Genomic DNA, 13,118 nt, shown 5'->3' with positions numbered 1-13,118 from the left:
CCCCTAGCCAAACAGCCACAGGTGGTCCAATTCAATGGAACAACACGTCCTCCCGACCGAACTCAATCTGCATCAGCAATCGCGCGTGCTGGAAATCGTCTTCGACGATGGCGCGCGCTTCCGGTTGCCGTGCGAGTATCTGCGCGTCTATTCACCCTCGGCCGAGGTGCGCGGCCATTCGCCGGCGACGGCCAAGCTCCAGGTCGGCAAGGAAGCGGTCAATATCCGCGATCTGGAGCCGATCGGACGCTATGCGGTGAAGATCCACTTCGACGATGGGCACAATTCGGGGCTGTACGACTGGGCCTATCTCTACAAGCTCGGTCGCGCCTGGCAGCCGTTCTGGTACGACTATCTGCGCCAACTCAAGGACGCCGGGCACGCGCGGCATGCGCCGGACCCGTTCGAGGCGCTTCAGGCGCGGGGGGAAGCGCCCTCGACGCTACCGCCGAGGGCGTGATGAGCGAAGGGATCAGCCCTTTCGGCGTCCAGCCACGCGCAGACGCAGCGCATTCAGACGGATGAAGCCGGTGGCATCCCCCTGATCATAGGCGCCGGCATCTTCCTCGAAAGTGGCGATCGAGGCATCGAACAGGCTGTTGGTCTCGGACTTGCGGCCGACGACCATGACATTGCCCTTGTAGAGTTTGAGCCGCACCTCGCCGTTGACGACCTTCTGCGTCTCGTCGATGGCTGCCTGCATCATCTTGCGCTCGGGCGTGAACCAGTAGCCGTTGTAGACCAGGCTGGCGTAGCGCGGCATCAGCTCGTCCTTCAGATGCGCCGCCTCGCGGTCGAGCGTGAGCGACTCGATGGCGCGATGGGCCTTGAGCAGGATGGTGCCGCCGGGCGTCTCGTAGCAGCCGCGCGACTTCATGCCGACATAGCGGTTCTCGACGATGTCGGAGCGCCCGATGCCATTGGCTCCGCCGATGCGGTTGAGTTCGGCCAGGAGTTCGGCCGGACTCAGACGCTTGCCGTCGATGGCCACCGGATCGCCCTGCTCGAAGCTGATCTCGATCGTGGTCGGCTCGTCGGGTGCCTGCTCGGGCGCGACCGACCAGCGCCACATGTCCGAACCCGGCTCGACCCAGGGATCTTCCAGGTCATAGCCTTCATAGGAGATATGCAGCAGGTTGGCGTCCATCGAGTAGGGCGACTTGGTGCCGTCGCGCTTCATCTCGACGGTGATGCCGCGACTCTCGGCATAGGCCATGAGCTTCTCGCGCGAGAGCAGATCCCATTCGCGCCAGGGCGCGATGATCTTGATCTCGGGGTTGAGCGCATAGGCGGTCAGCTCGAAGCGTACCTGATCGTTGCCCTTGCCGGTCGCGCCATGGGCGATGGCATCGGCGCCGGTCTCGGCAGCGATCTCGATCAGACGCTTGGCGATCAGCGGACGGGCGATCGAGGTGCCGAGCAGATACTCGCCCTCGTAGATCGTGTTGGCGCGAAACATCGGGAACACGAAATCGCTGACGAACTCTTCGCGCAGATCGTCGATGTAGATCTCTTTCACGCCGGCCGCCTGGGCCTTGGTGCGCGCCGGCTCCAGCTCCTCGCCCTGGCCGATGTCGGCGGTGAAGGTCACGACCTCACAGCCGTATTGCTCTTGCAGCCATTTCAGGATGACCGAGGTATCCAGTCCGCCGGAATAGGCCAGGACCACTTTCTTGATTGCGCCTTGCGCCATCGTCTCGCTCCAGATCTAGGGTAAAACGGCCCGTGCGGGCAAAGTCGATAGTATAGATCGGGAGCGCTTCGGAATGGGCGGCCGACTGAAGGGGGCGTCCGATTTAACCGCATCTTCACCAAGCCTCAACGGCCCGGTCATCAATCTTGGCGACCATAGCGCCCTGTCGTTTCACCAGAGGCGGATCAGGCGATGCCGGACGTCAAGCGCATGCATCCACTGAAATATCGCAGCATCTTCATCTCGGACGTGCATCTGGGCTTTCGCGGCTGTCAGGCGCGTTTTCTGCTCGATTTCCTGCAATCGACCCACTGCCGGCAGCTCTATCTGGTCGGGGACATCATCGACCTGTGGGCCATGAAGGGCGGCTTCCACTGGCCGGACGCGCACAATCAGGTGGTGCGCGCGGTGCTGGAGAAGGCGCGCACCGGCACCGAGGTCATCTATATCCCCGGCAACCACGACGCGCTTTTCCGCGATCATCTCGATACGCGGTTCGGTGACGTGCGGGTGTGCGACGAAGTGGTGCACACGACCGCCGACGGGCGGCGCTTCCTGGTGCTGCATGGCGACAAGTTCGATGGCGTCGTCCAGAACAGTCTGTGGCTGGCGCGGCTCGGCTCGCACGCCTATGACCAGTTGCTGGCGCTCAACGGTCTCATCAGTCGGGTGCGCCGGCTGTTTGGACTCAAATACTGGTCGCTGGCCGGCTATCTCAAGCAGCGGGTCAAGGATGCCGTCAGCTATATCGGCAACTACGAGCATGCCGTGGCCACCGAAGCCCGGCAGCGCGACCTGGACGGCATGATCTGCGGCCACATCCATCACGCCGAGATGCGCCGGATCGGGGATGTGACCTACTGCAACTGCGGCGACTGGGTCGAGAGCTGTACCGCGCTGGTCGAGCATCACGACGGGCGGCTGGAGCTGCTGCGCTGGACCGACGCCTATCCCGAATCGCTGTCGGCACCGATGCCGGAACCGGCGATCGTGCTGGCGCGCGCCGGCTAGCACCCGCGCGACAGTGGGCGGGGCCTGCCTTGGGGCGTCTCAGAGACGATCCAGCAGACGCGCCAGATCAATGCGCACCCGCACCTCATCCGGATCCATGTGGCGCTTGATGGCGAGTCCGGGCGACTGGGTGTCGCGGACCTGAGGCGGACTCAGGGGCACGCCGATCGGATCGGCGATGGCCACCGTCAGCGGACAATTGACACGCGCACCGCGCCGGACGACGACCGCCGTCTCTCCGCTCTGGAGTCTCACATAGCTTCCAGGCGGGTACATGCCCATTTGTTTGGCGAAGATGGCGCCGAGTTCACCGGAGTGATCGCGCATCTCCAGATAGAGATTGCGGACCGCCACATTGGGAGCCAGACCGCGCCGGCTCCGGCGCGGACTGATGCGCGCCACGAACAGATCGCTCATGCGCAGCAAATTCTGTAGCGCGTCGCGCACGGGCTTGCGATGCGGATAACCGCTGCCATCCGGCGTCTCGTGATGATCCGCGACCAGCGACAGCCAGGTCTCGTCGGTGACGCCCAGCCGCCGCAGCAGGTTGGCGCCCTCGGTCGGGTGCTGCTGGATGGCGAGACGCTGCTCGAAGTCCAGGGGTTGAGTCTGGGACGCGAGCCGGTCTTGCAGCGCACGCATGCCGATGTTCATCGTCAGGGCGGCATGGCTCAGCGCCTCGAGGCGTTCGCCCTGGATGTTGGCCAGTGGCCCCGTCAGCTGACAGGTGACGGCCGACAGCAGGGCATGGGTGGCGCTGTAGCCATGGCGCAGGTCATGGAGCATCTGCACCAGGACGAATAGACTGTCGTCGGGGCGCTCCTGAAGCGCCTGGGTCAGTCCGTCGGCGATGCGGACCAGATGCGTCTGGAAGTCCAGACCATTGGAGGAATCGATCCCCAGTTTCTGGAGCCGCCGATGCAGCGCCGGCCACAGTTCCGCTGGTTCGGACTTGGGCTGTGCCTGGTTGCGTTGACTGTCTGTCGTGGACATGATGCAGCCGGCCGCTGAGTGCTCGATCTAGAGACGCTGTTGGTTGCGGGCGAAGGCGACGAGCAGATCGAAGGCCAGTCCCGGATGCGCCCCGATGCTGGCCGGATCGAATCCATGCTCGAAAAAGGGGGCAAAGTTCGGGTGCTGGCGGATCTCTGCCTCGCTCACCTGCCGAAACCCCATGCTCCATTGCTCGAAGCTGCGCGCCTGGATCTCGCTGCGCTCCAGTTCGATCAGGCCGAAATGACGGGCATCGCGCTCAACACGGGCATAGGTCTCCTCGACCGGCCCGGCCTCACCCTCCAGAACCTGCAGGAAACAGCCCTCGGCATAGAGCAGCATGCCCGTGATGCCCAGACGGGCATTGTGGCGTGCGGAGCTTTCGAGGATCGACTCGAGTTCGTCGGGGTCAAACTCGTGACGGGCCGTGCTGATATAGATGACATGGATCAGGGACACTGTCGTTCTCCATGGCCTGACAGGCCGTTGGGCGCCAGATTGATGAGTGAAGGGAGGCGCCTGCTCGAATACATTGTCCACGACATTCATGGTCTGGTCGATCGGTCGATCCCGACTGTGGGCCGGCGAGTTCGAGCAGACAAAAGAATGGGGCCGAATGGCCCCGAAATCACAACAACAGTCAAAGCATGCTGGGCGTGTCCCGGTTGCGGGACGGTGGCCGGACGGTGCCGGCCACCCGTGCGCGGTTTCAGAGAATGTAGCCGCGTTCGTCGTGTTGCGAGAGATCCAGACCCATGGTCTCCTGTTCCTCGGTGACGCGCAGTCCGATGGTGGACTTGACCACCAGCAGGATCAGCAGACTGAGAACCCCGCCATAGATCAGTGTGGCCAGGACCGATACGACCTGGATGATCACCTGCGCGCCCATGGTCTCGATACCGTCGGCCAGCCCGGCGCCGCCCAGGATGGGGGCGGCGAAGACGCCGGTCAGGATGGCGCCGACGATACCGGCCACGCCATGCACGCCCCAGACGTCGAGCGAGTCGTCATAGCCGAATTTGCGCTTGATCTTGGTCGAGGCGATGAAGGCGAAGAAGGCGCCGGCGAAACCGATGACGATGGCGCCCATGGGACCGGCCGTGCCCGAGGCCGGGGTGATGGCGACCAGGCCGGCGACCGCGCCGGTGGCGATACCCAGCACCGAGGGTTTGCCGTGATTGATCCACTCGGCGAACATCCAGGTCAGGGCGGCGCTGGCGGTGGCCAGCTGGGTGACCGTCATCGCCATGCCGGCGGTGCCGTCGGCGGCCAGCTCCGAGCCGGCGTTGAATCCGAACCAGCCGACCCACAGCATGGAGGCGCCCATCACCGTCAGGCCCAGGTTGTGCGGCGGCATGGCGGTTCCGGGATAGCCCTTGCGCGGACCGAGCACGATCGCGGCCATGAGTGCGGCGATACCGGCGTTGATGTGCACCACGGTGCCGCCGGCGAAGTCGAGCGCCGCGCCGCCTTCCTCGGTCAGCCCCAGGATGGCGCCGAGATTGGCGATCCAGCCGCCGCCCCAGACCCAGTGCCAGATCGGCACATAGACCAGGGTCAGCCACAGCGCCATGAACACCAGCATGGCCGAGAACTTCATGCGCTCGGCAAAGGCGCCGACGATGAGCGCCGGGGTGATGATGGCGAAGGTCATCTGGAAGGTCATGTAGACCGACTCGGGGATGGTGCCCGCAACCGAGTCCACCGTCAGTCCGGAGAGGAAGAGCTTCTCGAAGCCGCCGATGAGGCTCTGCATCGAGCCGCCGTCAGTGTAGGCGAGGCTGTAGCCGTAGATGGCCCACAGCAGACTCATCATGGCGGTGATGGCAAAGCACTGCATGAGTACCGAGAGCACGTTCTTGGCGCGCACCAGACCGGCGTAGAACAGCGAGAGCCCAGGGATGGTCATGAACAGGACCAGCGCCGTGGCCGTCAGCATCCAGGCGGTGTCGCCGGTGTCGATCGTCGCCTCTTCCTGAGCGAGCGCCAGGAGCGGTGTGAGGGTCAGTCCGGCCGCCAGCAGCGGTCGGAGCAGTCGTGGCATCGGGGTCGAATGCATCTTAGGGATCTCCTGGGACATGGATCAGAGTGCGTCCGCGCCGGTTTCGCCGGTGCGGATACGGATGACCTGATCGAGTTCGAAGACGAAGATCTTGCCGTCGCCGATCTTGCCGGTGCGGGCGGCGTTGCTGATGGCCTCGATGACCTGGTCGACCATGGCGTCGTCGACGGCGATCTCGACCTTGATCTTCGGCAGGAAGTCCACGACGTATTCGGCGCCGCGGTAGAGTTCCGTGTGGCCCTTCTGTCGGCCGAAGCCCTTGACCTCGACGACCGTGATGCCCGAGACGCCGATGTCGCCGAGCGCCTCGCGCACGTCGTCGAGCTTGAAGGGTTTGATGACGGCTGAAACCAGTTTCATGGTGAGTGAGCTCCGAGTGCGGCCAGGGTCAGAGCCCTGGGCGATGGGGTTCGAGTCAAACGCGGTGTCGCGCTCAGAATTCCTTCAGCCAGCCGACCCAGACCTTGGCATCCTCGTCATAGACGTCACTGTCGCGTTCGATCTGGTCGTAGTTCAGACTGAAGGTGCCGAACTCCCCAGCCGAGCGGCTGATGGAAATTCCACCATGCGCATAGTCGCGAGCCTCGTGCTTGACGCCGTTGTATCGGAAATCGTAATAGCCACCGCGCAGGCTCAGGCCCAGGTCGAAGGGCAACTCGAAGTCGAGGCTGGCGTGGTAGTAGAGATCGCCTTCGATATAGTTGGCTTCATTGTTCATGACTCCCTTGGCATCGTCGGCCTGACCGTGGAACGTGTAGGCGACGCCGGCAGTGAGCCACTTGTAGGTTGCGCTCGCACCAATCTCGGCGAAATCTGCATCCTCACCATCCGGATAGGCGTAATAAGTGAGTGCGAGGTTGTAACTGAGATCATCGTTGATGGAACCGTCGAATCCAAGATAGAGGTCGAGTTCGTAATTCGGTTCATCGCCGCCGAAGTCGACGTTCGAAACCCAGGTGCCGGCTGAGAAACCGCTCTCGTGCGCATAATCCAGACCACCCTGGATGGCTGGCTGATCACCGGTCTGGGTCTGGCCGCGCCAGATGTAGTTGCTCACCGCACCGATGTTGGCGCTGACCGAGTGCGGCCCTTCGGCGAGTGCGGTCTGGGAAGCGCTCGCGCCCATGACCAGGAGGCCGGCTGCGGCGAGTGCGCTGATGCTCTGTGTCTTCATGGATGGTTCCTCGTGCTGGGTTGTTGCCTGATGGACTCGATCGGGGACGTTGCCGGCTCGGCTGGAAGGGCCGCATGAGCCTGTCGGTCCTGGATGCGTATCGGTAGCAAAGCAGAGAGCGTGCCATCAAGCATCCCAGCGAAGATCCGGCCGCCGGACGGGACGGCTCGGCATGGATATCCCCAAGAACTCAAAAGGTTTGGAGACGGTGTGGAGTCGCGTCTACACTTAAAGTGCTTTGTCTGTGCGCGGATGTGCTTCGGCCTCATGTGCGAAAATCACCACAGACAGATGCACCAAAATGAGGCGCATCGATTCGGCCGAGGTGGATGGATGCACGTTCGTGGAGCAAGCGCGAATGGAAGACGGTTCGCGAACACGACCCTATAATGCCCACTCAAAGTCTCTTCCGATCCGAGCTTCATTCCAACCCAATGCAAGGTCTCTAAACGATGTTGGATCCAAAACACTTCGACGATCTGTTCCAGCGCCTGTCTTCGGCCATGCCGAAGGGCTTGCAGGTCTTACAGGACGACGTCAACCGTAATCTGCGCGCCTCGCTGGAGGCTGGGCTGTCGCGGCTCGATCTGGTCACGCGCGAAGAGTTCGACGTGCAGTCGGCGGTGCTGGCGCGCACCCGCGAGAAGCTGGCCGCCCTGGAGTCGCAGGTCGCTGCCCTGGAGCAGTCGCTCGCCGCCCCAGGACGCCGTTCGGACTGAACCCAGGAGGGACGGGAGTTGGCCCTCTGCATCCTGCACAGCCGCGGGCGACTCGGAATCGAGGCGCCGCCGGTCACGGTCGAGGTTCAGCTCTCGGGCGGACTGCCGGCGATGTCCATCGTGGGTCTGCCCGAGATGGCGGTGCGCGAGAGCAAGGACCGGGTGCATGGCGCGCTCGTCAACAACAGCTTTCAGTTTCCCAACGGGCGGGTCACGATCAATCTTGCGCCGGCCGATCTGCCCAAGGAAGGCGGGCGTTTCGACTTGCCGATCGCGCTCGGAACCCTGGGGGCCACGGGTCAGCTCAGGACCGAGCGGCTCGAACACTATGAATGCATCGGCGAGCTGGCCCTGTCCGGCGCGTTGCGCCCGATCCAGGGCGTGCTGCCGATCGCCCTGGCCGCGCGCGCGGCTGGACGAGCGCTGATCCTGCCGCAGGCGAACGCGGCTGAGGCGGCCATCGTCGAGGGGCTGGAGGTGCGCCCGGCCGCGCATCTGCGCGAGGTGTGCGCACACCTCGATGGCGTCGAACCCCTGCCGATCCAGCGCGGTGACGATCGTTTCCAGATCCGGCCCGACTATCCGGATCTGGTCGATGTACGCGGTCAGGAGCACGGCAAACGCGGACTGGAGATCGCCGCCAGCGGCGGGCATTCGATCCTGATGTCCGGTCCGCCCGGAACCGGCAAGTCGATGCTGGCCATGCGCCTGCCCGGACTGCTGCCGCCATTGAGCGAGTCCGAGGCCCTGGAGGCGGCCGCGATCCGCTCGGTCGGCGGGCGTGACCCCTTCGATCCGGCGCGCTGGCTGGAACGTCCATTCCGCTCGCCGCATCACACCGCCTCGGCCGCCGCCCTGGTCGGCGGTGGCACCCAGCCGCGACCGGGCGAGATCTCCCTGGCCCATCATGGCGTGCTCTTTCTCGACGAATTGCCCGAATTCGATCGGCGGGTCTTGGAAGTGCTGCGTGAACCGCTGGAGTCGGGCTGGATCGACATCTCGCGCGCGGCGCGTCAGGTCCGCTTTCCGGCCCAGTTCCAGATGGTCGCGGCCATGAATCCCTGTCCCTGTGGCTATCTGGGCGACAGCACCGGGCGTTGCCGCTGTAGCCCCGAGCAGGTGGCACGGTATCGCCGGCGCCTGTCCGGTCCGCTGCTCGACCGCATCGACCTGCATGTCGAGGTCCTGCGTCTGGAGGTGGGCCAGCTCACCGGGCCGATGTCGCGCCTGAACGAGACCACGGCCCAGGTGCGTGCCCGCGTGAGCGCGGCGCGCGAACGCCAACTCGCGCGCGCCGGCAAAGCCAACGCGGCCCTGACCCCAGCCGAGATCGATCGCGACTGCGCACTCGACGCCGCCGGTCAACGGCTGGTCGAACAGGCTCTGACGCGGCTCGCGCTCTCGGCGCGCGCCTACCATCGTATCCTCAAGGTCGCCCGCACCATCGCCGACCTGGCCGGTGCCGAGGGCATCGACACGACCCATCTGAGCGAGGCCATCGGCTATCGTCGGCTCGACCGGGGCTTCGCGGCCCCGGCACGCTGACCCAGGCCCGTTTTCCGAATGCGGCTCGCGGCTTATCATGTGAACACGCACGGCCACGGCATGTCGTGCACGCGACCGTCGAGTCGATCACTGATCGTCATCCGTACCACCAGAGGGCGCCATGGACCGTCAACAAGCCGCGAATTTCATGCTCGACTGTCTGCGCAAGATGACGCAGAAGAATGGATCGGATCTCTTCATCTCCGCCGGATTCCCGCCGGCCTGCAAGATCCATGGACGCATGACGCCGATGAGCACTCAGGCGCTGTCCGGTGAGCAGACCAACATCCTGGTACGCTCGATCATGAACGACCGCCAGGTGCGCGACTTCGACGCGCACAAGGAATGCAACTTTGCCATCAGTCCCAAGGGTATCGGGCGTTTTCGCGTCAATGCCTTCGTGCAGCAGGGACTGTCGGGCGCGGTGCTGCGCACCATCAACGCCGGTATCCCGACTCTCGACGAGCTGAAGCTGCCGCCGGTGCTCAAGGAGGTGGTGATGAACAAGCGCGGCCTGGTGCTCATGGTCGGCGGCACCGGCTCGGGCAAGTCGACCTCGCTCGCCGCCATGCTCGGACACCGCAACGCCAACAGCTACGGCCACATCATCACCATCGAGGATCCGGTCGAATACGTGCACCCGCACGTCAACTGTCTGATCACGCAGCGCGAGGTCGGCGTCGATACCGAGAGCTGGGAGGCCGCGCTCGTCAATACCCTGCGTCAGGCGCCGGACGTGATCCTGATCGGCGAGATCCGCACCCGCGAGACCATGGAGCATGCGATCAACTTCGCCGAGACCGGCCATCTGTGTCTCTCGACCCTGCACGCCAACAGCGCCAACCAGGCGCTCGACCGCATCATCAACCTCTTCCCCGAGGAGCGGCGTGGTCAACTGCTGATGGATCTCTCGCTCAATCTCAATGCCATCATCTCGCAGCGTCTGCTGCCCTGCACCGATGGTGGGCGGGTCGCGGCCGTCGAGATCATGCTCAACTCGCCGCTGATCCAGGATCTGATCTTCAAGGGCGACGTCGGCGGCATCAAGGCGGTCATGAAGAAGTCGCGCGAACTCGGGATGCAGACCTTCGACATGGCGCTGTTCGATCTCTACGAAGCGGGCAAGATCAGCTACGAGGACGCCCTGCGCAATGCCGACTCCATGAACGGTCTGCGGTTGGCCATCAAGCTCGAGGGGCATGGGGCGCGCGAGAAGGATCACTTCAGCGGCACAGGTGCGCTGTCGATCATGAGCGACGAGGGCGATGAGGACGGCGGACCGGATTCGAGCCTCTTCGGCGACGCATCGCCCGTCTCGACCATCGAGGATCCGCCCTTCGACCCGGCACGTTTCAAGTCGGATCGATAACGGCGTGAGCCGCGACGACAGCCATTCCAGGAGCCGCTCATGGACATCAAGCCCTATCTCGAACTCATGGTCAAGCACAAGGCTTCGGACTTGTTCTTTGCCGCCGGCACCCAGGTCAAGATCAAGATCGAGGGCGTCATCCGCTCGGTCGGCGAGACGGTGCTGACGGCGGCGGCCTGTCGGGCGGCGGTCGAAGGCATCATGACCCCCGAGCAGATCGAGGAGCTGGAGCGCGAGCGCGAACTGGATTTCGCCATCGCGCTGGAGGGCAAGGCGCGTTTTCGCGTCAACGCCTATTTCCAGCGCGGGCAGCCGGCGATGGTGCTGCGTTACATCCGTGCCAATGTGCCGACGCTCGACGAGCTGAATGTGCCGTCGGTCCTCTCGCAGCTCATCATGCACAAGCGCGGGATCATCCTCATGGTCGGGGCCACCGGCTCGGGCAAGTCGACCACGCTCGCAGCCATGATCGACCACCGCAATCGCAACTCCACCGGACACATCGTCACCATCGAGGATCCGATCGAGTTCACCCACAAACACCAGCAGTGCATCATCAGCCAGCGTGAGATCGGCATCGACACCAAGAGCTATGCCAACGCGCTCAAGAGCGTGCTGCGCGAGGCGCCCGACGTGGTGCTGATCGGCGAGATCCGCAACCGCGAGACCATGGAGGCAGCGATCGAACTGGCCGGGACCGGGCATCTGGCGATCTCGACCCTGCATGCCAACAATGCGTATCAAGCGATGGAGCGCATCGTCAACATGTTCCCGCAGGAGATGCACAAGACGCTGTTCATGGACCTGTCGGCCTACATGCGCGCCATCCTGTCGCAGCGTCTGGTGCGTACCAAGGACGGCGCGCGCTGCGCGGCGATCGAGATCCTGGTCAACACGCCGCACATCGCCGATCTGATCCGCGACGGACGGGTCGACGCCATCAACGAAGCGATGCAGGAGAGCGGCGCAGGGGGGATGTGTACCTTCGACGATGCGCTACTGGCGCTCTACAACGCCGGTACCATCACGATGGAGGAGGCGCTGGCCAATGCCGACTCGGCGGCCAATCTGGAGGCCAGGATCCATTTCGGCTGAGACCAGGGTGACTGTTGCGGCATGTGTCGCCAGCGTTCTTGATACTACAATACCCAGCCACAGTTCGGCGAAAACCGGGGCCATCCGGCCCGTTCACTATCACAGGCTCCGGAGGCACGCATGTCTTTCGATATACCCAGACCACTCTACCGCTTCGCCCTGGTGATCGGCCTGCTGGCCATACTCTATCTGGCCCTGACGCCCGCCGAATCCGTGCCTGGACTCGGCTTTGACAAAGCCAATCATCTGCTGGCCTTTCTGGTGCTGGCCTGGCTGGCCGACGGCGGCTGGCCGGGACGCGAGCGGGCCTGGAAGCGTTGGGGGTGGTTGCTGTGCTATGGCGCGTTCATCGAGTCGATGCAATACGAACTGCCGTATCGCGACGCCTCCTGGTTCGATCTGCTGGCCGACCTGCTGGGGCTGGCGCTCTACTCGGGACTCAAGTGGCGCTTTCCCCAGTGGGGGATCTTTCCGCGCCTCCCACCGCAACCGCTTCCTCAAACCACTGGAGACGCGTGACGCCATGCCGGATTCACCCTTCGCGCTCGACGACGACTCAGCCTACCAACGCTGGCGCGAGCGCAAGCTCGAACAGTCGCCGACCGATCTCGGGGCGCTGATCGTCGAGGTCCGTGACCCACGCCAGCTCACCGACGCCGAGCGCACGGCCATCCTGGATCGCTGCCGCCGTGCCAACATGGCCATCTATGTCGGTGCCACGGGCGACGATCCCGACAAGGAGATCCCGCGCGCACTCGGCGCCGGCCTGGGTCTGCACCGGCTCGACCACAACCCAGGGGCCGACGAGGACGCCATCACGTCGCTGACGGTGCAGACCGACGCGCGTCATCGCGACTACATACCCTATTCGAACCGTCCCATTTCCTGGCATACAGACGGCTACTACAACAGCCCCGAACACCAGATACACGGCCTGCTGCTGCACTGCGTCCACCCGGCCGAGGAGGGCGGAGCGAACGATCTGCTCGACCACGAGATCGCCTACATCCTGCTGCGCGACCTCAGCCCCGAGTTCATCCGCGCCCTGATGCACCCGGAGTGCATGACCATCCCGGCCAACCATGTCGACGGCGAGGAAGTCCGACCCGACCAGCCCGGCCCGGTGTTCTCGGTGCGGGCCGACGGGCGGCTGCACATGCGCTATACCAATCGCGCTCGCAACATCCGCTGGCGCGACGATCCCGTCACCCGTGAAGCCGTCGCGACGCTCAAATCTCTGCTCGAAGGCGGCACACCCTGGAGTGTCAGCGGTCGACTGGAATCCGGCTGGGGACTGGTCAGTAACAACGTCCTGCATACCCGCAGCGGCTTCGCAGACGGCCCGGTGCCGCGCCTGCTCTATCGGGCGCGCTATTACGACCGTCTCCAGGAGACCTGAAACACTGGGAGCGCGGCTCACTTCATGCTCGTGCTCGCCACGCCGGCGGGTGCGCGGC

Annotated in this window: 14 protein-coding genes; 8 read left to right on the top strand and 6 right to left on the bottom strand. The window is 64.3% G+C overall.

All coding sequences use genetic code 11. The annotated features are described in order from the left end of the window. The first annotated feature begins 34 nt into the window (after positions 1-34). Positions 35-460 (top strand): gamma-butyrobetaine hydroxylase-like domain-containing protein, encoded by a 426-nt coding sequence (locus ALVIN_RS11625; protein ID WP_012971522.1) that lies wholly within the window; start codon positions 35-37, stop codon positions 458-460. Between the two features lie 12 nt (positions 461-472). On the opposite strand, the gene ALVIN_RS11620 is transcribed toward ALVIN_RS11625, so the two are convergent. Continuing rightward, positions 473-1,693, bottom strand: a complete 1,221-nt coding sequence (locus tag ALVIN_RS11620) for an argininosuccinate synthase (protein ID WP_012971521.1) — start codon at positions 1,691-1,693, stop codon at positions 473-475. A gap of 192 nt (positions 1,694-1,885) precedes the next feature. On the opposite strand from ALVIN_RS11620, the gene ALVIN_RS11615 reads away from it, so the two are divergent. After that, complete coding sequence (locus ALVIN_RS11615; protein ID WP_012971520.1) at positions 1,886-2,704, top strand: UDP-2,3-diacylglucosamine diphosphatase; 819 nt, start codon at positions 1,886-1,888, stop codon at positions 2,702-2,704. 39 nt (positions 2,705-2,743) lie between these two features. Here ALVIN_RS11615 and ALVIN_RS11610 read toward each other — a convergent pair whose 3' ends face one another. From ALVIN_RS11610 to ALVIN_RS11590, 5 genes are all read right to left on the bottom strand, one after another. Next, positions 2,744-3,697 carry an HD-GYP domain-containing protein gene (locus ALVIN_RS11610; protein WP_012971519.1) on the bottom strand — a complete coding sequence of 318 codons (954 nt, stop codon included), beginning with the start codon at positions 3,695-3,697 and terminating at the stop codon, positions 2,744-2,746. Between the two features lie 27 nt (positions 3,698-3,724). Continuing rightward, the gene (locus ALVIN_RS11605; protein ID WP_012971518.1) at positions 3,725-4,156 is read right to left on the bottom strand and encodes a BLUF domain-containing protein; all 432 of its coding nucleotides are present in this window, start codon (positions 4,154-4,156) and stop codon (positions 3,725-3,727) included. Positions 4,157-4,406: 250 nt separating this feature from the next. Next, positions 4,407-5,756, bottom strand: coding sequence for an ammonium transporter (locus ALVIN_RS11600; protein ID WP_012971517.1), 1,350 nt, complete (start codon positions 5,754-5,756; stop codon positions 4,407-4,409). Between the two features lie 24 nt (positions 5,757-5,780). Beyond that, positions 5,781-6,119 (bottom strand): P-II family nitrogen regulator, encoded by a 339-nt coding sequence (locus ALVIN_RS11595; RefSeq protein WP_012971516.1) that lies wholly within the window; start codon positions 6,117-6,119, stop codon positions 5,781-5,783. A gap of 73 nt (positions 6,120-6,192) precedes the next feature. Further along, positions 6,193-6,933: a TorF family putative porin gene (locus ALVIN_RS11590; protein ID WP_012971515.1), complete on the bottom strand. Its 741-nt coding sequence runs from the start codon at positions 6,931-6,933 to the stop codon at positions 6,193-6,195. 452 nt (positions 6,934-7,385) lie between these two features. Here ALVIN_RS11590 and ubiK point away from each other — a divergent pair, with 452 nt between their 5' ends. The 6 genes from ubiK to ALVIN_RS11560 all read left to right on the top strand — a co-directional run bounded on the left by ubiK (position 7,386) and on the right by ALVIN_RS11560 (position 13,060). Then, positions 7,386-7,652, top strand: coding sequence for a ubiquinone biosynthesis accessory factor UbiK (gene ubiK, locus ALVIN_RS11585; protein WP_012971514.1), 267 nt, complete (start codon positions 7,386-7,388; stop codon positions 7,650-7,652). Between the two features lie 18 nt (positions 7,653-7,670). Then, the gene (locus ALVIN_RS11580; protein ID WP_012971513.1) at positions 7,671-9,197 is read left to right on the top strand and encodes a YifB family Mg chelatase-like AAA ATPase; all 1,527 of its coding nucleotides are present in this window, start codon (positions 7,671-7,673) and stop codon (positions 9,195-9,197) included. Positions 9,198-9,318: 121 nt separating this feature from the next. Then, on the top strand, positions 9,319-10,566 hold the full coding sequence (locus tag ALVIN_RS11575; RefSeq protein WP_012971512.1) for a PilT/PilU family type 4a pilus ATPase: 1,248 nt from the start codon (positions 9,319-9,321) through the stop codon (positions 10,564-10,566). A 39-nt stretch (positions 10,567-10,605) separates the two neighbouring features. Next, a complete protein-coding gene (locus tag ALVIN_RS11570) occupies positions 10,606-11,661 on the top strand; it encodes a PilT/PilU family type 4a pilus ATPase (protein ID WP_012971511.1) in 1,056 nt (351 codons plus the stop codon). A 120-nt stretch (positions 11,662-11,781) separates the two neighbouring features. Further along, positions 11,782-12,180 (top strand): VanZ family protein, encoded by a 399-nt coding sequence (locus ALVIN_RS11565; protein WP_012971510.1) that lies wholly within the window; start codon positions 11,782-11,784, stop codon positions 12,178-12,180. 4 nt (positions 12,181-12,184) lie between these two features. Further along, entirely contained in the window at positions 12,185-13,060 is an 876-nt protein-coding gene (locus ALVIN_RS11560; protein ID WP_012971509.1) for a TauD/TfdA family dioxygenase, read from the top strand. Positions 13,061-13,118: the final 58 nt, after the last annotated feature.

Origin of the sequence: Allochromatium vinosum DSM 180, from assembly GCF_000025485.1 — a bacterium.
Classification (GTDB): domain Bacteria; phylum Pseudomonadota; class Gammaproteobacteria; order Chromatiales; family Chromatiaceae; genus Thermochromatium; species Thermochromatium vinosum.
This window is presented reverse-complemented; position numbering and strand designations above follow the sequence as displayed.